Origin of the sequence: Helicobacter pylori (genome assembly GCF_011140715.1) — a bacterium.
GTDB lineage: Bacteria > Campylobacterota > Campylobacteria > Campylobacterales > Helicobacteraceae > Helicobacter > Helicobacter pylori_DA.
The window spans coordinates 1-21,865 of sequence record NZ_SFZZ01000072.1 but is presented as its reverse complement, the minus strand read 5'-3'; the positions used below and the strand labels follow the sequence as shown (position 1 = coordinate 21,865).

The window sequence follows — 21,865 nt, the reverse complement described above, 5'->3', positions numbered from 1 at the left end:
ACCACGATTTAATGAGCGCTAAAATCAGGGTTTTAAACAAATAAAACGCCCCAAAAGTCAAGGGCAAACCCGCTTTTTAAAGGAAACCCCTAAGCTTTTAAACTCAGGGGAACGCTCTTAGAAAATCAGCGTTTCACAGAAACGATCACTTTAAGCCCCAAAAAAGCAAACTCAAAGTATAATGATCTCCAAGAGCGTTTGCCATTTTCTGATCGCATGGCATGCTCCTTACAATGTTGGTCTGCCCCATAAAACGAACTTATGGGGCGTGATGAAATCCTACAACAAACCCCCTTAAAACTCCTCATTTTACAAATGCTAAAACAAGATTAAAAAATTGAATGAAAAGATAAAGAGATAATAAACGCCCCAAAAGTCAAGGGCAAACCCACTTTTTAAAAACAAGCCCTAAAATAGGTGCTAAAGCGGTTTTGAATGGCTGTTTTATGGCTAGGCGTTTTTAACAAACCCCTTTTAAAAAGGGTCGTTATTAAAGGGGCTTAAAGTTTCCACACTATCTCGGTGAAAATGTGGCTTCTGTCTTGATCGGTGGCGGGCTGGCTGTCTAATTTTGGCCCGTTCCACCCCATTTTATAGCCTTGATGCATCAACACATTATAATATTCAAATTTAATGTCGGCTGAGAAATTTTTAGTGAATTTATAGCCCAAGTTGAGCGATAGGACTTGTTCATTAGCCCTAGGCCCATAAGTCAAACGCCCTAATAAACCCCAAAGGAATTTCCTATGCACCCCACCGCCAAAGGCAAACACGGTAAAAGCGTTCGCATCCATCATGTAAGACAAAGAGTTAAGGGTGTTTGCATAAACGCTGTTCGTCCAAAAGTCAAAGCCTAAGCGGTTACCATGGTAGCCTATCATCCAGTTAGCGTTCCCAAAGGATTTATAAATCCCAAAACCAAAATTGTATTCATTCCATTCAAACTTTTGTTTGATCATCAAGCTGTGCGCGTTTTTACCGGCTGGCATGCCAAACTGGTAGGTGTCCCAAAATCTTTTAGCGTAAAAAGGATTAAGCACGGTAACATCGGTTTGAGAACGGAACCCTAATCCAGTGAAAGTGGGGTTACTATCATAAGTGATCGTAAAGTTGGGGTCGTATTCGTTAAAGGGTGAAAAATAGACAAAAGGCTGAATGCTGAAACCCTTGTAATTCCAAATGATATAAAAGGCATGCACCCCTGGGTTTATGGTTTGCCCGTTTTTAAGGGTGTAGGTTTTAGGCGAATAGAAATTATAAAGCCACTCATTATAGGCAAAGCCACGACCAAACGAGCTAAACCACCAGAATTTGAAATTCCCTAAATTTAAGGTCATGTCCAAGCCTTGGTTGTAACCGCTCATGTAGTCCGCTGGGGATTCGTACCTCCCGCCCCTAATTTCAAAAATATCCTTGTAGTTGTAGCGCAAGTAAGCGTTATAAATCACATAATTTCTGGTGTGATCGGCATAGGTTTTTGCGCAAGTGGAAGCCGCTAAAGCTTCTTGATTAGACAACTGCGTCATTTCAGCTTGAGTCATCTTATCGTATTGGCCTTGGGTCAAATTCCCTGTGGCTAACCCGCAACTAGCCCATGGTTTTTGCCCTACAAGACCGCCCCAATAGCCCACATAGTTCCATGTCATAGCCCCATAGGGCTTTCCTGTAACTTCGTTAATAAAATCCTTAGTGCTATCGTAAATCACAGCGCCCCCCCAACCCCCAAGGCTCCCATCTAAATGGTGCCCGTTAGCCGTAGCGCTTTTGGGCAAGAGTTCCGTAAAATCCACTTGCATGTAGGCCATGATCGTCATAAAGGTTTCGGTAGGGTAAATCCCTTTATTAGTGTTGATAGGTTTGTTATTGAAACCGACTTTAGAGAAACTTTCAGCACCCGCTTTGATTTTAGCGATTTTACCCAAATCAAAAGCTTCACTTTGAGAAGAGAATAAAAAAAGAAGCGTTGCGATATTTTTAGCAGATGCAACTTTATAGTTCATGTGTTTAACCTTTAGTATAAACCAAAAATTCTAAATAGAGTAAGCCAACACCGTTCAAAGAAAATTTTTTCTTGCAGATCTTAAACATCTAATCAGTCTGTTCATCTTCCGTCCTTTTTTCTACGAAGTCCGACTTGCAAAGTTAATCTTAACTAAGTCGTGCGTTAATACTAGCATAATATTATGGTTTTTTTTAATTTTAAGAATAAAATTTTTCTTTGCTAGTCAAATACAGACACTCAAAGCCTTATTTAATCTCAATATTATTTAATTTTTTAATTTATTCATTCCTTAACACGCTTAAAGCGTCAATAGTAGAAGCTTTTTTAGACGGGTAATAAGAAGAAAGGGCTACGATGATCACAGAGCCTATGAGAGTGAGCGTAAAATCCATTAAAGACAAATCTAAAGGTAAGGTGTTGATGCCATAGACATCTGCCGGGAGCGAGATGATAGGGAACACGCTTAAAAGATACATGCTTATAAACGCTAAAACCACCCCAAGCACCACACCGCCCAAACCAATGATATTGCCCAAATAAAAAAAAGTTTTTTGGATTTCTTTCTGGCTACTCCCCATGCTAAAGAGTAGGGCGATTTCTTTACGCCTGTTCATCACCACCATTAAAAGCGAGCTGATGATATTCAAAGACGCCATTAAAATAATGAGCATGAGCACAATGAATAACGCTCTTTTTTCTAATTCCATAGCCGAGAAAAAATTCCCGTTTTGCTGCCACCACCCTTCAATGCCTATGCCATGGTGGTTGATCGTTTTTAAAGCGTTGCGTAAATTTTCAATATCCTTCATGGGCGTTTTAGAATAGACATGCACCCCATCATAAAGCCCTAAAGGTAACCTCCTGATCGCGCTTATAGCTTGAAGGCTCGCATACATGTAGCTCATGTCATAAGATTTTAGCCCTGAATCAAAATCGCCTTTGATAGTAAAACGCTTCATGATAGGGGAGAGGGTTAGGCCTGTTGGCTCTAATTCGGTGAAAAACAAATCGGCTTTTTGATTGAGATCTAGATTCAAGCTGTATCTCAAGCTTTTCCCCACGATCAAATTAAAAGGGTTTTTAAAAAGATCGTTTGTATTAGTGTTTTTTAAAGCGTCGTTTAAAACTTCATTGATGCGCCTTTCTTTAGAAAAATCAACCCCAAACACCACGCCGCCATTCATGGAATGCGCGCTTTTAATCAGGCTTTGGGTTTGCAAATAGGGGCTAAAAAGCAAATTAGGGAACTTTTTTTCTAAAGCTTGAACCACTTCTTCGCTGATCCCATAAGGGCTTGTGGTATAGAGCGTTAAGGGGTAGTTCATCACAAAAAGCTTTTTTTCAAATTCCTTACTCATGCCGTTCATGATCGCCATAGCCACAATTAAAACCATCACGCCAACCGCCACGCCAAAAAAAGCTAACAAAGCGGTGATACTAATAAATGGCTGGCTTTTATCAAAACGCAAATAACGCTTGATAAGGAAAAAGATTAAGGATCTATTTGGCAAATAAGCCCTTTTTAGGCCCGCTTTTAGCGCAACAATCTTTGTATTTTTTCCCGCTTTGACAAGGGCAAGGCTCGTTTCTTTTAGGGGTTTTAGAAAAAGCTTTCATGGACATATTCAAATCTTCATCTAAAGTTTCTTCATGGCGGTAAGTTACGCTCTCATGCTCTCTTTCTTCGCTAAAATTATCCAAATAACGCTCCGCATCGCTAGAATCCTGCTCATTTTCAAACTGGATCTTAGAAAAGGTTTTGATCGCTTCTATTTTAATGTCTTCAATGAGTTCTAAGAAAAGGTTATAACTCTCTTTTTTGTATTCTACAAGGGGGTCTTTTTGGTTATAGCCTCTCAAATTGATACCGGTTTTGAGATTATCCATCGTGTAAAGGTGCTCTCGCCATGCGTTGTCTAAAATCTGCAAATACACGATGCGTTCAATCCGGCTTCTTTGTTCGCTATCCAAAACTTTCATTTTGTTTTCATAATCGCTTTTGAGTTTTTCAGCCACAAATTTTTCAATAGGAGCAGCTTTTTTTAAATCTTCTAATGAAACATGAGCGTTAAAATCTTCTTTTAAGATGTTTTTAAGCCCTAAAAGTTCCTCTTCAGACAGGTTTTGATGGTCAAAGGCTTTGAGTTTAGAAAAGATTTGATTGAGCGCGTATTCTCTGTTTTCAGCGATTTTAGTGCCAATATCGTAATTAACATCTAATAATTCATCTCTAAATTTATACACGCTTTTTCGTTGCTCATTAGCGACATCATCGTATTCTAACAAATGCTTACGGCTTTCAAAATGCAAGTTTTCCACTTTTTTTTGCGCGTTTTCCACCGCTCTTGTTACGAGCTTGGATTCAATGTGTTCGCCGTCTTTAAGCCCTAATTTTTCCATTACCCCCTTAATCCTATCGCTCCCAAAAATGCGTAACAGATTGTCTTCTAAACTCAAATAAAATTGGCTTGTTCCCGGATCGCCTTGGCGCCCGCTTCGCCCCCTTAATTGGTTGTCAATCCTGCGGCTCTCATGCCTTTCAGTGCCAATGATATACAGCCCCCCAAGCTCTTTAACTTCATCAGTGAGTTTAATATCAACGCCCCTGCCTGCCATGTTAGTCGCAATCGTAACCGCCCCTTTAAGCCCGGCGTCTTTGATGATTTCAGCTTCTTTGGTGTGTTGCTTGGCGTTTAAAACGGTGTGAGGGATGCGTTCTTTTTTGAGTAAAGCGTGCAGGGTTTCACTCTTTTCAATGCTGGCTGTGCCAACTAGAACGGGCTGACCCTTATCGTGCAATTCTTTAATTTTAAGGATCACCGCGTCAAATTTTTCTTTTTCACTCTTATAGATGAGATCGTTCAAATCTTTTCGCTTGATCGCTAGATTAGTAGGGATAGACACCACTTCTAAATTGTAGATTTCTAAGAATTCTGTGGCTTCGGTTTGGGCCGTGCCTGTCATGCCAGCGAGTTTAGAAAACATCCTAAAATAATTTTGGAAAGTAATATCCGCTAAGGTTTGGCTCTCTTCTTTAATGCTCACGCCCTCTTTAGCCTCTAAAGCCTGGTGTAAGCCCTCACTAAAGCGCCTCCCCTCAGACAAACGGCCGGTAAATTCATCTACAATCACCACTTCATTATTGGCCACAATATAATCTTTATCAACAAAAAAGAGGTAATTCGCTTTCAAAGCCTGGTCTAAATGGTGCGATAGGGCGGCGTTTTCAATCTTGTATAAATTATCCACGCCAAAGAGGTTTTCGGCTTTTTTAATCCCCTCTTCAGTGATCAAAATCGCGCGGTTTTTTTCATCTATGGTGAAATCGGTTTCCACTTGCATGCTTTTAGCGACTTCATCAGCCTTGTTGTAATTTTCCATGCGCCTATCCACAGGCCCTGAAATGATTAAGGGGGTTCTCGCTTCATCAATTAAAATGGAATCCACCTCATCAACAATAGCGAACGCATGCGATTTTTGCACCTTATGCTCTAAAGAATATTTCATGTTATCCCTTAGATAATCAAAACCAAATTCATTATTAGTGCCATAAACAATGTCTTTAGAATAAATCTCTAAACGCTCATCATCATCTCGCACGCTTGCGCTGATCGTGCCTACGCTATAACCTAAGAATTGATACAACGGCTCCATTTCTTTAGAATCCCTATGGGCTAGGTAATCATTGACCGTTACCACATACACGCTCTCGCCCTTTAAAGCGTTCAAAGCCACCGCTAAAGTAGCGACTAAAGTTTTACCCTCCCCGGTTTTCATTTCAGCGATTTTGCCATCGTTTAAGACCATGCCTCCAATGAGTTGCACGTCAAAATGGCGCATCTTTAAGATCCTTTTACTCGCTTCTCTGGTGATAGCAAAACTTTCCGGTAAAACTTCTAAAAGGGTTTTTTCTTGCAAATCTTTTTCTACGGATCGCACTCGTTTTTTTAACTCTTCAAAAGCGTTTTGCAGTTCAACATCGCTCATTTTTTCATAAGTAGGCTCTAAGGCGTTGATAGTTAGGACTTGTTTTTTGTATTGTTTGATCCAACGATCGTTTCTGGTGCCAATGATTTTTCCAATGATTGCTTTTATCATGGTAGTAGTAACCTTTTAAGAGTGCTTCAATCCCATTTATTTGATTAAAGCGTCAGTTTTTAATCCCATTTTAGCATGGATAAAATAAAAGTCTTGTAAAATAAAGGGTTTTATTAAAGATGAGAGATTGTTTTAAGGTTTGATTAATGAAAGCTTTTTTAAAGATTTGCATGGTTTTGATTTTTATGAGCGTTGCTCATGCTAAAAGCCTTTCAACCCTTTCTAAAGAAGAAGAGATTTTACAAAATTTGCAAAGTTTTAGCGCACATTTCAAGCAAGTGTTAAAAAATGAAAAACCCTTAGTTTATTATGGGATTTTAAAGGCTAAAGCCCCTAATTGGGCTTTATGGGTTTATGAAAAACCCTTAAAAAAAGAAATTTACATGAACGATAAAGAAGTGGTGGTTTATGAGCCTAATTTGTTTCAAGCGACCATCACGCCCTTAAAAGACAAGACGGATTTTTTCACCATTCTCAAGCGCTTGAAAAAGCAAGATGACGGCTCTTTTAAAACGACTATCAACAAAACCACTTATCGTTTGGTCTTTAAAGACGGCAAGCCTTTTTCGCTGGAATTTAAAGATGAAATGAACAATCTTGTAACGATCACTTTTTCTCAAGCAGAAATCAACCCCACCATTGCTAATGAAATCTTTGTTTTTAAGCCTAAAGATGAAAATATTGATATTGTGCACCAATGATTTTTGATGATTCATTGCGTTTTGTTAGCAAAAGTTAGCTAAAATAGACAAGCTTTTGAAAATCATGGGGCTGACTTGGATTTCGACAGATTTCTTGTCGCACAGATAGCATGCCAAGCGCTGCTTGTAAAACAGCAACAAAAATAACTGTAAACAACGCAGATTACGCTCCAGCTTACGCTAAAGTTGCGTGAGTTAATCTCCTTTTGGAGCTGGACTGATTAGAATTTCTAGCGTTTTAATCACTCCATAACCTTAAGCTAGACGCTTTTAAAAGGTGGTTCGCCTTTTAAACTAAGAAAAAGAACTCTTGAAACTACCTTAAGGTTTTAGAAAGTTGGACCAGAGCTAGTTTTAAGGCTAAAAAACTAACCAATTTTCTAAGCATTGTAGAAGTTTGTGTTTAGGACAAGATTTTTGGACTGGGGTTCGATTCCCCACAGCTCCACCATATTAAAAAGTATCATTTTATGGCGTATTTTATAGCGTATTTAAGGAAGGTAAATGCAGAAGTTTTTCTCTCGTTTTAGAAGGTGGGCGTTGCCCTTTTATTTTGTGAGCGCTTTAGCAGCGATTGATATTGATGAAGTGACAGAAGCTCAAGCTAACAGCGTGAAATTAAGCGATCAGTTAGTGAGCCTGAGCGATAAGCTTTTAGAAAAAGCGGTGGATAGGGGGCGCAATACCGATCACTTAAAAGATATTAGCGATTTGCATGAAAAAATCAAACATTTGCGTTTGATTTTAGAGCCTAAGCCTAAGGACAAAGAAAATAATCCTAACTTAAAAGATCATCAAGGCTCTGAAACGATTGAAATCGGCGAAGCGGTTAAGAAGGCTTTAGGCGAGCCGGTATTCCCCCAAGACGCGCTGGATGTCGCTTTGCAAATTGACAAACAGCTGGATTCTTTCAAGCAAGACAATTTGATTGATGTTAAGCCCTTAAAAGATGTTTTAGCCCAGCTAGAAGCCGAATTGAGAAAAGCCATTGATTTCCAAAAACAATGGCTCAATTCTACCAAACCTAATTGATAGGGTTTAAAAAAAGAATTTCAAACTCACAATGAGGTTGCTCCTGTCTTGAGCGTCAGCCTTAAAGGCTTTGTTGAAAGGGCCAGTGAGATAGTCTAATCTATAGCCGTTGTGCATGCTGACCACATAGTATTCTAAATTCACATCAACTCTAGCAAAAGAACCCCATTTATAGCCCAAGTTCAAGTTGATGGATCTTTCGCTCGCTCTAGTGGCATAAGTGTATCTGCCTAAAATCCCCCATAAAAACCCTCTATACACTCCTCCACCAAAGACATACCCAGAAACGGCGTCTGCGGTAATAGCGTTACTAAAGATCCCACCATAAACGCTGTTATTTCTGTAATTAAAAGGGACGGGGTTACCATACCAGCCAATCCTTGCGTTAGCGTTGCCAAAATTTTGGTAATAACCAAAGCCAAAGTTAAATTCGTTGTAGTCAAAGCGTTGGTGGATGAAAAGCGATGCGCCCCATTCGCCAATCTTAGAGTTACGCCAATACACATCGTATAAATCTTTAGCATAAACAGGGAAAATCACATTAATAGTGGTTTGAGCCCTTAGCCCTAAGCCTTTAAATTTCGGGTTGCTGTCAATATGGATTTTAACACCGGGCGCTCCGTAAATCTTAGGCGAAAAATAAGCAAAAGGCATGACTTGAACATGCTTGCTAGAAAAATAGAGTTGCGCGGCATGGATGCCATCATCAACTTCTTTTCTGCCATCTTCAGTGACAATAGGGGCATACCAATCCCGTATCCATTGCCCAAAAGCTAAAGCCCTCCCAAAAGAACTGAACCATTTTAACGCTATTTTAGAGTTGATTTTATAATCCAGTTCAAAACCCTGTGTGTAGGAACTCATAAAATCCATGTTAGAGAGGTAGCGTCCTAATTTTAGGTGGAATTTATCGCCATAAGAATAAAACAGATAGGAATTATACAGCACATAATTACGGGTGTGAGCGTCAGATTCTATGCGGGAGTCTTTCCAAGGAGCGTTGCCTAAAAACCCCCACCAACGCCCTATGAGGTAAAAAAGTTCTGAGCCATAGATTTGGTGCGTGGCTTGGTCTATGAGTGTTTTGGTGGAATCGTAAGCGAGCGCTCCTAAAATCCCCCCAACGCCTATTTTTAAGCTGTGTTTTTCAATGCTTTTAGGGAGCAGATTGGAATCCACTTGAAGCTTGATCGTGGCGGTTACAAAAGTGGCTGTAGGGAAAATCCCTTCTTTGGAATTGAGTTTGGAATGGTTAAACCCCACCTTAGAAACAGATTCCGCTACCCCGCTAAACTTATAATCAAAAGCCAATAAAGGGCTTTGATTGTAAAGAATAGAAACAAACAATAAGGGTAATTTTTGAAATTTTAACACAGAATAATCCTTGTTTAATTTTCGCTCGTATCATATTCCAATTTTATTAAAAAACCGATTAAAAATAAAAGTATTCAAATAATTATCTAAATATTATTCTTTTTTTGTCCCGCTTTCATTTTTTATCGGCTCAAAAGAATACCCTAAAGCCTGATAAATTTGATTGTGGTAACGGACCTGATTGTCTTCTAAACTTTCTTGAAAAGATTTTTTAAAATGCGGATCCAGTGTGTTTAAAAACACCTCTAGCCCGATTGCGCTGGAATAATTCACCCAATCATGCCTTAAATCGCTCTCCAATAAGGAAGCGTATTCTATAAGCGTTTCATCGCTATTTTGCAAGGCATTGACAATGAATAAATCTTTCCTGTCTTTAGGCTGAGTGAGCAAGAGTAAAGAGGGGTTGAAATTGATTTGTGTGGAAAGGATTTTAAGGGGCTTATACTCTAAAAGCCCTATTTGAGAAAGGATCAGGCCGCTTTTAGTGGTAGGGGTGTTCAAAATCAAAGTAGAATTTTTAAAAAACGCATCATTTTTTCTAAAATTTTTAGAAAAACTCGTGGCTTGTTTGTAAGAAATATTTTCTTGGTGTTTGACTTCAATGTTTAAAGACTCCGTGATTTGCCTCAAGCGTTCGCCTATCAGGCCATCATCATCGTATTCAATCACGGGCGAATTAGGGTTAATGAAAGTTGCGAGCATGCCTAATTGCTCTTTATAGTCAATCCCCCCAAAATACAAGCGCTCGCTTAAAGAAGGCTCGGTATGATTTTCTAATTGCGTTTTATTCACCGTAGGCACATAAGTAGGGGTGCTAATGGTGGTGTTTTGGAGCAAATTTTCCACGCCCTCTTTAGTCAATAAGGCTATCACAAAAGGGAATTTTTCTTTTTCAATTTCTTTATAGGTTTGCTCTAATTTTTCAGGGCTTTCTTCATCGCTGTCAAAGACTTGGATATTGAAATCGTTGTTTCTGGTGTTCAAATACGCTAAAAGGGTGTTCATCACTGAAATCGCATAACGGCCCACCACCTTTTTAGGCAGTAAAACCGCTAATTCAATCTTAGGCTCATAGCTTTCTTTGGTTGGGGTTTGAGAAGCGATGGATACGGGGTTGAGTTTGTTTAAGATGTCCTTGTAATAAGTTTTAAGGCTCTCATCTTGGTTGTTATCATCGTATTGAGACACAAAAGAAAAGATTTGATTTTGCAGCATCAAGTCTTTCAAACATTCCAAAGAGCAAGGCTCTGTTTTAATGATTTGCTGGTGCGCTGGGGGCAAAGGGGAAAACAGATAGCTTTTAGCGCTCAAGCTTATCGCGCAAAAAGTGGAAACAATCAGCGCAAGGCGTTTGAAAAATCTTTTTCTTAAGGCGTATGGCATTTTTTAATATCTTTAAACTGAATTTCCTAAAATTTTGTTATTATAGAATAATTAACCCTAACAAGGGGACTGATTTTACCCCTACAATCCAACAAGAGGACTTTTTTCAAGGCGTGTGGGATCAAACGCGCTTTTAAACACTCAAACTCTGTAAAATCCCCATTATAAGGGCACAAAGCGAAAACCAAAACCCCCTAACTTTTAATTTTTCAACCATATTTTTCAACCATTAAAGGATTGCATCATTGAATAGCACATGCTTTCATGTTTTGATTATCCCCTAGCGCCAATTATAGATATAAGGCCTTAAGCTAATGCAATAATCCCTAGTGCTTAATATATCCTTACGCATATCCCCTAATTGCCCAGACAACACTTCTTGCACCTTTCTTAATTGGTTAATCTCAGTGTTTTGCACGCTGATGATTTTTTTTAAATCCCTTATCTCGTTAATCAAATCCGCATTACTGATCACCTTATTGGCCTGCACTGGATCCGCGCTTAAAAAAGCCAACGCCACGCATAAACTCACAACGACTTTTTTCATCACCACTCTCCTTTTTTATCCTCTCCCAACACTCAGCCATAGCCAAATAAAAGGGATCATTCCCTTTTAATGAAAACAAAACTAGAGCCTGAAATTCTCCATTAAGTTAAAGTTCATGTAGCGATAGATCTTGTCTTTTTGGCTCTCTAGCTTTTCACTCACTAAATTCATGTATTCTTCTTTAGTGGGGATTCGCCCTAGTAAAGCGCACGCCGCCCCAAGCTCCGCACTACCCAAATACACTTTAGCCCCTCTGCCCATACGATTATCAAAATTGCGCGTGGAAGTAGAAAAAACGACCGCATTATCTCTAACCCTCGCTTGATTGCCCATGCACAAGCTACAGCCTGGGACTTCAGTCCTTGCTCCGGCAGCCCCAAAAATCGCATAATAGCCCTCATTAATAAGCTCTTGTTCGTCCATTTTACTGGGTGGCACTACCCAAAGGCGTGCTTGACTGGGGGGGGCGTTTTTAACGATTTCACCAAAGGCTCTAAAATGCCCGATATTCGTCATGCAGGAGCCAATAAACACTTCATCAATAGCGTGCGGTCTTTTGCCGGTCGTATCCGCTAAAACTTCGCTCAAAGTAGCGACATCATCAGGGTCATTAGGGCATGCCAAAATAGGCTCTGTGATTTCTGCCACATCAATTTCAATGACAGCGGCGTATTGAGCGTTACTATCTGGCTCTAACAATACCGGATTATCCACCCAAGCTTGCATCGCATCTCGGCGTTTTTTCAAAGTCTCTTTATCTTCATAACCGCTCGCAATCATCTCATCAATAAGCTTGATATTGGATTTCAAGTATTCAATCATCGGCTCTTTATTCAAACGCACCACGCAAGCCGCCGCGCTCCTTTCAGCGCTCGCATCGCTTAGTTCAAAAGCCTGCTCCATTTTAATATCAGGCAAGCCTTCAATCTCTAAAATACGCCCGTTAAAGACATTGATTTTACCCTTTTTCTCCACCGTGAGTAACCCTTTTTTAATGGCATAATAAGGGATCGCATTCACTAAATCCCTCAAGGTGATCCCAGGATTCATTTCCCCTTTAAAACGCACCAACACGGATTCTGGCATGTTCAATGGCATCGTGCCTGTAACGGCTGCAAAAGCGACTAACCCACTCCCTGCCGGGAAACTAATGCCTAAAGGGAAACGGGTGTGGCTATCCCCTCCTGTGCCTAAAGTGTCAGGCAATCCCATGCGATTCAGCCATGTATGGATCACGCCATCGCCCGGATGCAACGCCACACCGCCTCTTTGAGTGATAAAGCCAGGCAAGGTCGCATGCAAACTCACATCGCTAGGTTTTGGGTAAGCAGCGGTATGGCAAAAACTCTGCAACACAAAAGGCGCATCAAATTTCAAACTCGCCAATTCTTTAACCTCATCTCTAGTCATCGCCCCTGTGGTGTCTTGACTGCCCACGGTGGTAACCTTTGGCTCACAATAAGTCCCAGGTAAGATCCCTTTTACCCCACAAGCATGCCCTACAATTTTTTGGGCTAAAGTGTAGCCTTTAGCATCGCTTTTAGGAGCGGCTGGCTTTTTAAACGCTTCCGATTCGCCTAGCCCTAAAAATTTACGCGCTTTATTCGTCAAACCCCTACCAATGATTAAAGGGATACGCCCAGAAGCCCTAACTTCATCTAACAAAGTTTCAGGCTCTAATTTAAAAGTGCTAACCACCTTATCGTTCAGCGTGATTTCGCCTTTATAAGGATAGATTTTAATCAAATCGCCCTCTTTTAGATCCTTAACATCAGCCACAATGGGTAACGCCCCGCTATCTTCACAAGTCGCAAAGAAAATCGGAGCGATCACCCCCCCAATCACAATGCCCCCACTCCTTTTATTAGGCACAAAAGGAATGTCCTTACCAAAATGCCACATGATAGAGTTTGTCGCACTTTTTCTAGAGCTTCCTGTGCCAACCACATCGCCCACATACGCCACAGGAACGCCTTTAGTTTTAATGGCTTCAATGCGTTGTTCGTAATTTTCAATCCGGTTTTTTAGCATGGCTTTGGCGTGTAAAGGAATATCGCTTCGTGTGAAAGCATCGCTCGCTGGGCTTAAATCATCGGTATTGGTTTCGCCATCAATCTTAAACACGCACGCTTCAATGCATTCATTCAAAGGCTTTTTATTCAAAAACCATTCGGCATTCGCCCAAGACTCTAACACTTCTTTAGCCAGAGCGTTAGTTTTGCTCATTGTAGCGATTTTATTAAACGATCCATAGACTAAAAGGGTGGTTTTTAAAGCTTTCGCGCTCTCTTTAGCGATGTTTTTGTCTTGGCTTTCTAATCCCACAATCAAAGGCTCTACATTATAACCCCCAAGCATCGTGCCTAAAAGAGTGGTCGCTTCTAAAGCGCTAATGTGCGGGCATTCTAGTTTTTTTTGAGACAATTGGGCTAAAAATTCCGCCTTGACTTTCGCCCCCTCATCAACCCCAGGGCTTACTCTGTGAATGAGTAATTCTTTAGCGAAAGCGGCGTTTGTGGGATCTTTTGTCAAAATCTCAACGACGGCTTGAACTTGTTTAGCGCTTAAGGGGAGTGGCGGGATACCCTCACTTCCTCTTTCTGAAACGCTTTTTTTGTAATCTTCTAAAAAATCTTTCATCATTTCTCCTTTTTAAATCGCATTATTGGCTAATGCCCTAATCGTTTGCCCCATGATAACAAAACTCTTTTTACTTTTAGTTAAGTTGTAAGAAACTTTAGCTACCATGCGATATAAAAAAGGATTTTAAGTGCGTTTTGGTAAAATTGATTATTTGAACATGCTCCCTTTTGATGTGTTTATCAAATCCTACCCCACCCCTTGTTATTTCAAGCAATTCTTGCGGCTTAAAAAAACCTACCCCTCCAAACTCAATCAAAGTTTTTTATTCAGGCGTATTGATGCGGGCTTTATTTCTTCTATCGCTGGCCATTCATTCGCTCTTCATTCCCATTCTCTAGGCATTGTCGCTTATAAAGAAGTTTTAAGCGTGCTGGTTGTGGATACAAAAAACGCTTTTGACAAAGAAAGCGCTTCTTCAAACGCCCTCTCTCAAGTTCTAGGGTTAAAAGGCGGAGTGTTAATCGGCAATAAAGCACTGCAATTTTATTATTCCAACCCTAAAAAAGATTTTATAGATTTAGCCGCTCTTTGGTATGAAAAAAAACGCTTGCCGTTTGTTTTTGGGCGTTTGTGTTACCATAAAAACAAGGATTTTTACAAGCGTTTGTCTTTAGCTTTCAAACATCAAAAAACAAAAATCCCTTACTACATCCTTAAAGAAGCCGCTTTAAAAACCAACCTAAAACGCCAAGATATTTTAAACTACTTGCAAAAAATTTACTACACTTTAGGCAAAAAGGAGCAATCAGGCCTTAAAGCGTTCTATCGTGAATTGTTATTCAAACGCATTCAAAAACCCAAGCGTTTTTAGTGATTCGCTGAGAATGCAGGCTTAAAATTCAGAAAGGGTGTTTTTAAGCAAGATTAGGTTACAATCACAAGTTTTATTAAAATTTTATTAAATTAAGAAGGGATCATGCAAGCAAAGATAAAAAACAAGCGGGTTTTGGTGAAATTTTCTGGGGAAGCGTTAGCTGGGGACAACCAGTTTGGGATTGACATTCATGTGCTAGATCACATCGCTAAAGAGATTAAAAGTTTAGTGGAAAACGATATTGAAGTGGGTATTGTGATTGGTGGAGGCAATATCATTAGGGGGGTTAGCGCGGCTCAAGGGGGGATTATCAGGCGCACCAGTGGGGATTATATGGGCATGTTAGCCACCGTGATTAATGCGGTAGCCATGCAAGAAGCTTTAGAGCATATCGGCTTAGACACAAGGGTGCAGAGCGCGATTGAAATCAAAGAGATTTGTGAAAGTTACATTTACAGAAAAGCGATCAGGCATTTAGAAAAGGGTAGGGTGGTGATTTTTGGCGCTGGCACGGGAAATCCGTTTTTCACTACGGATACGGCGGCTACTTTAAGAGCGATTGAAATCGGATCGGATTTAATCATTAAAGCGACTAAAGTGGATGGCATTTACGACAAAGACCCTAACAAATTTAAAGACGCTAAAAAATTAGACACTTTAAGCTATAACGACGCTTTGATAGGGGATATTGAAGTGATGGACGATACCGCTATTTCTTTAGCTAAAGACAATAAACTCCCCATTGTGGTGTGTAACATGTTCAAAAAAGGGAATTTATTGCAAGTGATCAAGCACCAACAAGGCGTATTTTCTATGGTAAAATAAGCCCTTTAAAATTGGATAGAACTCAAAATAAAAGGATCAGTTTGAAAAAAGAGAGAACAGAGAGTTTAGTCGCTCAAGCCTTAAAAAATATTGGGAACGACCGCTACATGCTAGATAATTTAGTTTTCGCTCGTGTGAAGCAATTAAACGCCGGAGCCAAAACTTTAGTGAATATGGACCCTAAACGCCATAAATTAGTGGATATTGCCATTAGAGAAATCGCTGAAGGGAAAATTGATATAGACAGGATAGATGAACGAAATTGATAAATCCGTTGATATCGGATTCTTACGGATTTTGGATGTTATCAAAAAAGTTACGACCCCAAAGGGTGGCATTGAAATCTTAAGGACTTTAATTGATTTCACGCCCAAGATTGAAAACGCCCTAAATTTAGCGGCCAAGAGCCATAAGGGGCAATACCGAAAGAGCGGCGAGCCTTATATCATCCATCCTATTTGCGTGGCAAGCTTGGTAGCGTTTTGTGGGGGCGATGAGGCGATGGTGTGCGCTGCGCTTTTGCATGATGTGGTAGAAGACACGCCTTGTAAGATTGAAACGATTGAGCAAGAATTTGGGCAAGATGTGGCTAATTTAGTGGATGCGCTCACTAAAATCACTGAAATCAGGAAAGAAGAGTTAGGCGTGAGCTCTCAAGATCCAAGAATGGTGGTTTCAGCGCTCACTTTCAGAAAGATTTTAATTAGCGCGATACAAGATCCAAGAGCCTTAGTGGTAAAAATTAGCGACAGGTTGCACAACATGCTCACCTTAGACGCCTTGCCTCATGACAAGCAAGTGCGTATTTCTAAAGAGACTCTAGCGGTGTATGCCCCCATAGCGAGCCGATTGGGCATGTCTTCAATCAAAAATGAATTAGAAGACAAGAGCTTTTATTATATTTATCCAGAAGAGTATAAAAATATCAAGGAATATTTGCACAAAAACAAGCAGTCTTTACTTTTAAAACTCAACGCTTTTGCGAGCAAGTTAGAAAAAAAACTTTTTGATAGCGGGTTTAGCCACTCGGATTTTAAACTCGTTACAAGGGTGAAGCGCCCTTATTCTATTTATCTTAAGATGCAACGAAAGGGCGCGGTCAATATTGATGAAATTTTGGACTTGTTAGCCATTAGGATTTTATTGAAAAACCCGATTGATTGCTATAAAGTTTTAGGGATTATCCATTTGAATTTCAAACCCATTGTCTCTCGTTTTAAAGATTACATCGCTTTACCCAAAGAAAATGGCTATAAGACGATACACACGACGATTTTTGATGAATCTTCTGTTTATGAAGTGCAGATTCGCACCTTTGATATGCACATGGGGGCGGAGTATGGTAATTCAGCCCATTGGAAGTATAAAGCTGGAGGCGTGGATAATGAAGATCACCATGAGGGCATGAGGTGGTTGCAAAATTTTAAATACCATGACAGCGATTTGAAAAACGACCCTAAGGAATTTTACGAACTCGCTAAGAACGATTTGTATCGTGAAGATATTGTCGTTTTTTCGCCTCATGGGGACACTTACACTTTACCGGTGGGTGCGATCGCTTTAGATTTTGCTTACATGGTGCATAGCGATTTGGGCGATAAAGCCACGGACGCTTATATCAATAGTAAAAAAGCCTTACTCAATCAGGAATTAAGAAGCGGGGATGTGGTTAAAATTATTAAAGGCGATAAAATAATACCTCGTTTCATTTGGATGGATCAGCTTAAAACTTCTAAGGCTAAAAACCATTTGCGCATCCAAAGAAGAAACCGCTTGAAAGAGATTGACACTAAGAGCATGATCAATATCTTAGCGACTTTTTTTGGGCGTTCTGTTTTTGAAGATGTGGATTTAAAAGATTATAAAAACTTTGAAGAAAAATTAACAGATTGCGGGGTGGAGACCACCTTAACAGAAGCGATGAAAAGCTTTGAAAATTTAGCCAAACTCACCGAAGAAATTGAAAATAAGGTGTTTTCTTTAAAAGAAGACGCGATTTTAGAATACCAAGAGATGAGTTTATGGACTCGAGGTTTGAGATATTTGGGTTTTAAAACCAGCGTTTTGAATTTTTTAACCCCCAATCGGCAGTGGCAGTGTAAGGAATTAGAACATTTTAGCGTTTGTTCAAGCAACGCTTTAGAAATCAAACAGGTGTTGTTGAATGATTGTTGTTACCCTAAATATGGCGATGAAATCATTGCGATTGTAACGGATTTGAAAGATCCAAAAGCGGTTGCACACCATAAATTTTGCAAAAAAGCGATAGCGGAAGTGGATGCTAAAGCGCCTATGGTTTATATAGAGTGGCACAAGCGGGATCGAACGATTTATAAAATGATGTTTTATTTAGGAGAAAAAAAGTCGGTTTTAGCGAGTTTATTGACTTTTTTAAACAGGAATGAATGCAATATTGTGGGCGTGTCTTATTTGGGCTATAAAGACAAGTATTCTAGCCATTGCGAAGTGAGTTTTGAAATAGCCACGGATAAGGCGGATTGGATGAGGGCTTTAATCAATCGCAAATATCAGGATAGGATTGTAGAATTATCCAGTCTGGATGACGCTTATGAGCTACAATAAGCCTAATTAAGGGATAAACATGGAACAAAAAATCAGTGTGGCCTTAAAAGAGATCAAAAGAGGCGCTAATGAAATCATTGGATTAGAATACATTGAAAAGCTGGTGAGAAAATATTATGAAACCAATGAACGCTTTGTCGTTAAGGCCGGTTTTGATCCTACCGCTCCCGATTTGCATTTAGGGCATACGGTGTTGATCCAAAAATTAGCTTTATTGCAGCAATATGGGGCTAGGGTTAAGTTTTTGATTGGGGATTTTACCGCTATGATAGGCGATCCTACAGGGAAAAATGAAACGAGAAAACCCTTAAACCGGGATCAAGTCTTAGAAAACGCTAAAACTTATGAAGAGCAAATCTATAAGATTTTAGATCAAAAACACACCGAAGTGTGCTTTAATTCCACTTGGTTGGATGCTTTAGGCGCAAAGGGCATGATAGAATTGTGCGCGAAGTTTTCAGTCGCTAGAATGCTAGAAAGGGACGATTTTGCTAAACGCTACAAAGAAAACCGCCCCATTAGCATCGTGGAATTTTTATACCCTTTGTTGCAGGGTTATGATTCAGTGGCGATGGATGCGGATATTGAGCTTGGGGGCAATGATCAAAAGTTTAATTTGCTGGTGGGGCGTTTTTTGCAACGATCTTATGGCTTGAATAAAGAGCAGTCTGTCATTACCATGCCTTTATTAGAGGGGCTTGATGGGGTGCAAAAGATGAGTAAAAGCTTGGGGAATTATGTGGGGATCACTGAAGAGCCTAACGCGATGTTTGGGAAGATCATGAGCGTTAGCGATGATCTTATGTGGCGCTATTACACCCTTTTGAGCACTAAGACTTTAGAAGAAATTGAAGACTTAAAACATGGTATTTTAAATCAGACCTTGCACCCTAAAGCCGTTAAAGAAGAACTCGCTAGTGAAATCGTGGCTCGTTATTATAACAATGATCAAGCATTCAAGGCGAAAGAGCAATTTTCTAAAGTGTTTAGCGCAAACCTTTTGCCCGAAATTTTATCAGAGAGCGATTTTGATGAAGGGGTTGGGATTTTAGATGTTTTAAAACAGATTGGCTTTTGCCCATCCACTTCACAAGCTAGGCGCGATATTCAAGGGGGAGGGGTAAAGATTAATCAAGAAGTGGTAAAAGATGAGAGTTATCGTTTTGTTAAAGGAAATTATGTTATACAGCTTGGTAAGAAAAGATTTATGAAATTAAATATTAACTAATATTAAGGAAAGAGCTATGGTATCAACACTCAAACCGCTAAAAATCGGTAAGCACACCATAAAATTCCCTATCTTTCAAGGGGGAATGGGTGTGGGGATTAGTTGGGATGAACTAGCTGGAAATGCTGCCAAAGAAGGGGCTTTAGGAGTGATTTCAGCCGTAGGGACTGGTTATTATAAAAACATGCGTTTTGTAGAAAGGATTGTGGCTAAAAAACCCTTTGAAGCCTTGAATTTTTACTCTAAAAAAGCGTTGAATGAGATTTTTGCAAACGCTAGGAAGATTTGCGGGAATAAGCCTTTAGGAGCGAATATTTTATACGCTATCAATGACTACGGCCGTGTTTTAAGGGATTCTTGTGAAGCGGGAGCGAATATTATCATTACAGGGGCTGGCTTGCCCACTAACATGCCTGAATTCGCTAAGGGTTTTAGCGATGTGGCGCTCATCCCTATTATTTCTTCAGCGAAGGCTTTAAAAATCCTTTGTAAAAGGTGGAGCGATCGGTATAAAAGAATCCCAGATGCATTTATTGTGGAAGGGCCTTTGAGTGGGGGGCATCAGGGCTTTAAATTCGAAGATTGTTTCAAAGAAGAATTCCGATTAGAAAACTTAGTGCCTAAAGTCGTGGAAGCTTCTAAAGAATGGGGGAATATCCCTATCATCGCTGCTGGGGGGATTTGGGATAGGAAGGATATAGACACCATGTTAAGTCTTGGAGCGAGTGGGGTGCAGATGGCGACTCGTTTTTTAGGCACGAAAGAATGCGACGCTAAAGCGTATGCCGATCTTTTGCCCACGCTCAAAAAAGAAGATATTTTACTCATTAAATCGCCTGTAGGCTATCCGGCTAGGGCTATTAATACGGGGGTGATCAAGCGTATTGAAGAGGGTAACGCGCCTAAAATCGCATGCGTGAGCAATTGTGTAGCACCTTGCAACAGAGGTGAAGAGGCTAAAAAGGTGGGCTATTGTATCGCTGATGGCTTGGGGCGCAGTTATTTAGGAAACAGAGAAGAGGGGCTTTATTTTACCGGGGCTAATGGCTATAGAGTGGATAAGATTATCAGCGTGCATGAATTGATTAAAGAGCTTACAGAGGGTTAATTTGTAGTGCTTGTGAGGTTAGGGGTTGTTGCATGTCTTTTTTGGTTGCATTTTGCTTATGCTACAACCCTTAAAATTACCAACATTGTGCCTTTTGGCTCTAGCAGCGTTAAAATGGTGTTCAATCAAGAAATTAAGAAATTCAAAGAAGTTTCGCTCAAAAATTTCAAGAGTTATTTGGAATTAGAAGCCGTTTTAACCATTCCTAAAAAGCATTACCAATTTTCCAAGCAATCTTTTATCACGATCGCGCAATTCAGCCCTAAATTAGCGCGAGTGGTTATCGGCTATGCTCCTAAGATGACTTATGAGGTTAAAATCCTTAAAGACAAGCTTTATGTTTCTATCGTGGAGAAAAAGCCCTTAGTTAGGCATCAAATGGCGCCAAAGCCACCCAAACACCATGCACTCAAACACACAACGCCAAAACCCACCCCTAAGCCCATTAAAAAAGAGGCTAAAGAGGCTAAAGAGAAAACGCCAACTAAGCATGCGCATTCAAAGCATGCGCATTCTCCATTGAACGAAAGGAGCGCTAAAAAAGAAATTCCTAAAAAAGAAGCGGAAAATGAGAGTAAGAACCCAATTTTTATAGCAGAAAAAAATGATACTTTCATCAAAACCAAACGCAAAAAACACAAAAAAATCGTTTTAGACGCTGGGCATGGGGGGAAAGATTGCGGGGCGATGAGCGCGAATTTGGTGTGTGAAAAAGACATTGTTTTAGAAGTGGTGAAGTTTTTACACAAAGAGCTTAAAAAAAGAGGCTATAGTGTTTTATTGACAAGGGATAAGGATATTTATATTGATTTAGTGGCTCGCACGGAATTAGCCAATAGAAAAAGCGCGGATTTATTTATCTCAGTGCATGCCAATTCCATCCCCAAGCATTCCACTTCTAACGCTCATGGCATAGAGACTTATTTTTTATCCACTGCAAGGAGCGAAAGGGCTAGGAAAGTGGCTGAGCAAGAAAATAAAGACGATGTGAATTTAATGGATTATTTTTCTAAAAGTTTGTTTTTAAATTCATTGAACACGCAGCGATTGATTATTTCTAACAAACTAGCGATTGATGTGCAATACGGCATGCTCCAAAGTATCCGCAAAAATTACCCTGATGTGGTGGATGGGGGCGTGAGAGAGGGGCCTTTTTGGGTGTTAGCCGGGGCTTTAATGCCTTCAATTTTAATAGAAATTGGTTATAATTCCCATGCGATAGAATCTAAACGCATCCAAAGCAAACCGTATCAAAAGATCTTGGCTAAGGGCATTGCTGATGGCATTGATAGTTTCTTCAGCAAGAATGATTAGGCAATGATTAGGTTGTAGATGAATTTTTATCAAAAAATATACACGCATAAAGTCGTTTTTTCTTCATTATTTTTTTTGTTGTTTTTGTTCAATGTGGAAACTTTGTTGTTTTCGCATTTTAGCAATGATTTTTCGCAATTGTTTTTTTTGTTTGAAAACCATGTTTATGATTTCATTGTCAAATTAGATTACTTGGGGTTAATAGGCGTTTCT

The 21,865-nt window shown here is 39.9% G+C and carries 17 protein-coding genes, 1 other RNA gene and 1 pseudogene; 11 read left to right on the top strand and 8 right to left on the bottom strand.

Translation table 11 applies throughout. From position 1 onward, the window contains the following. Nucleotides 1–125: 125 nt before the first annotated feature. The 4 genes from EWZ81_RS07040 to secA all read right to left on the bottom strand — a co-directional run bounded on the left by EWZ81_RS07040 (nucleotide 126) and on the right by secA (nucleotide 6,100). The gene (locus EWZ81_RS07040) at nucleotides 126–308 is read right to left on the bottom strand and encodes a hypothetical protein (RefSeq protein ID WP_165549488.1); all 183 of its coding nucleotides are present in this window, start codon (nucleotides 306–308) and stop codon (nucleotides 126–128) included. 192 nt (nucleotides 309–500) lie between these two features. After that, nucleotides 501–2,000 (bottom strand): outer membrane beta-barrel protein HofF, encoded by a 1,500-nt coding sequence (gene hofF / locus EWZ81_RS07035; RefSeq protein ID WP_165549487.1) that lies wholly within the window; start codon nucleotides 1,998–2,000, stop codon nucleotides 501–503. A 280-nt stretch (nucleotides 2,001–2,280) separates the two neighbouring features. Beyond that, nucleotides 2,281–3,513 (bottom strand): FtsX-like permease family protein, encoded by a 1,233-nt coding sequence (locus tag EWZ81_RS07030; protein WP_165549486.1) that lies wholly within the window; start codon nucleotides 3,511–3,513, stop codon nucleotides 2,281–2,283. Further along, on the bottom strand, nucleotides 3,503–6,100 hold the full coding sequence (gene secA / locus EWZ81_RS07025; RefSeq protein ID WP_165549485.1) for a preprotein translocase subunit SecA: 2,598 nt from the start codon (nucleotides 6,098–6,100) through the stop codon (nucleotides 3,503–3,505). Before secA ends, EWZ81_RS07030 begins: the two co-directional genes overlap by 11 nt. A 146-nt stretch (nucleotides 6,101–6,246) precedes the next feature. On the opposite strand from secA, the gene lolA reads away from it, so the two are divergent. The 3 genes from lolA to EWZ81_RS07010 all read left to right on the top strand — a co-directional run bounded on the left by lolA (nucleotide 6,247) and on the right by EWZ81_RS07010 (nucleotide 7,833). Beyond that, a complete protein-coding gene (gene lolA / locus EWZ81_RS07020; RefSeq protein ID WP_165549484.1) occupies nucleotides 6,247–6,801 on the top strand; it encodes a LolA-like outer membrane lipoprotein chaperone in 555 nt (184 codons plus the stop codon). A 66-nt stretch (nucleotides 6,802–6,867) separates the two neighbouring features. Next, nucleotides 6,868–7,252, top strand: a transfer-messenger RNA (tmRNA) gene (ssrA, locus tag EWZ81_RS07015). Nucleotides 7,253–7,305: 53 nt separating this feature from the next. Continuing rightward, complete coding sequence (locus EWZ81_RS07010) at nucleotides 7,306–7,833, top strand: hypothetical protein (protein ID WP_165549483.1); 528 nt, start codon at nucleotides 7,306–7,308, stop codon at nucleotides 7,831–7,833. 6 nt (nucleotides 7,834–7,839) lie between these two features. Here EWZ81_RS07010 and EWZ81_RS07005 read toward each other — a convergent pair whose 3' ends face one another. From EWZ81_RS07005 to acnB, 4 genes are all read right to left on the bottom strand, one after another. Next, nucleotides 7,840–9,207 (bottom strand): outer membrane family protein, encoded by a 1,368-nt coding sequence (locus EWZ81_RS07005; RefSeq protein WP_165549482.1) that lies wholly within the window; start codon nucleotides 9,205–9,207, stop codon nucleotides 7,840–7,842. A 93-nt stretch (nucleotides 9,208–9,300) separates the two neighbouring features. Continuing rightward, nucleotides 9,301–10,590 carry an IS701 family transposase gene (locus EWZ81_RS07000; protein WP_165549481.1) on the bottom strand — a complete coding sequence of 430 codons (1,290 nt, stop codon included), beginning with the start codon at nucleotides 10,588–10,590 and terminating at the stop codon, nucleotides 9,301–9,303. Between the two features lie 280 nt (nucleotides 10,591–10,870). Next, nucleotides 10,871–11,137, bottom strand: coding sequence for a hypothetical protein (locus EWZ81_RS06995; protein ID WP_165549480.1), 267 nt, complete (start codon nucleotides 11,135–11,137; stop codon nucleotides 10,871–10,873). Between the two features lie 81 nt (nucleotides 11,138–11,218). Next, nucleotides 11,219–13,777: a bifunctional aconitate hydratase 2/2-methylisocitrate dehydratase gene (acnB, locus tag EWZ81_RS06990; protein ID WP_165549479.1), complete on the bottom strand. Its 2,559-nt coding sequence runs from the start codon at nucleotides 13,775–13,777 to the stop codon at nucleotides 11,219–11,221. A 130-nt stretch (nucleotides 13,778–13,907) separates the two neighbouring features. On the opposite strand from acnB, the gene EWZ81_RS06985 reads away from it, so the two are divergent. From EWZ81_RS06985 to EWZ81_RS06950, 8 genes and pseudogenes are all read left to right on the top strand, one after another. Then, a complete protein-coding gene (locus EWZ81_RS06985) occupies nucleotides 13,908–14,591 on the top strand; it encodes an MqnA/MqnD/SBP family protein (protein WP_165549478.1) in 684 nt (227 codons plus the stop codon). Nucleotides 14,592–14,696: 105 nt separating this feature from the next. Beyond that, the gene (gene pyrH / locus EWZ81_RS06980; protein ID WP_001148056.1) at nucleotides 14,697–15,419 is read left to right on the top strand and encodes a UMP kinase; all 723 of its coding nucleotides are present in this window, start codon (nucleotides 14,697–14,699) and stop codon (nucleotides 15,417–15,419) included. Between the two features lie 41 nt (nucleotides 15,420–15,460). After that, nucleotides 15,461–15,685, top strand: a complete 225-nt coding sequence (locus tag EWZ81_RS06975) for a DNA-directed RNA polymerase subunit omega (protein ID WP_000712202.1) — start codon at nucleotides 15,461–15,463, stop codon at nucleotides 15,683–15,685. Next, the gene (locus EWZ81_RS06970) at nucleotides 15,672–18,002 is read left to right on the top strand and encodes a RelA/SpoT family protein (protein ID WP_165549477.1); all 2,331 of its coding nucleotides are present in this window, start codon (nucleotides 15,672–15,674) and stop codon (nucleotides 18,000–18,002) included. Before EWZ81_RS06975 ends, EWZ81_RS06970 begins: the two co-directional genes overlap by 14 nt. A 19-nt stretch (nucleotides 18,003–18,021) precedes the next feature. Further along, complete coding sequence (gene tyrS / locus EWZ81_RS06965; protein WP_165549476.1) at nucleotides 18,022–19,230, top strand: tyrosine--tRNA ligase; 1,209 nt, start codon at nucleotides 18,022–18,024, stop codon at nucleotides 19,228–19,230. Between the two features lie 16 nt (nucleotides 19,231–19,246). Continuing rightward, nucleotides 19,247–20,338 carry a decanoate oxidase/trans-2-decenoyl-[acyl-carrier protein] isomerase FabX gene (fabX, locus tag EWZ81_RS06960; protein WP_165549475.1) on the top strand — a complete coding sequence of 364 codons (1,092 nt, stop codon included), beginning with the start codon at nucleotides 19,247–19,249 and terminating at the stop codon, nucleotides 20,336–20,338. A gap of 6 nt (nucleotides 20,339–20,344) precedes the next feature. Next, entirely contained in the window at nucleotides 20,345–21,652 is a 1,308-nt protein-coding gene (locus tag EWZ81_RS06955; protein ID WP_165549474.1) for an N-acetylmuramoyl-L-alanine amidase, read from the top strand. 18 nt (nucleotides 21,653–21,670) lie between these two features. Next, nucleotides 21,671–21,865: pseudogene (locus EWZ81_RS06950) on the top strand (hypothetical protein); the annotation flags it as partial.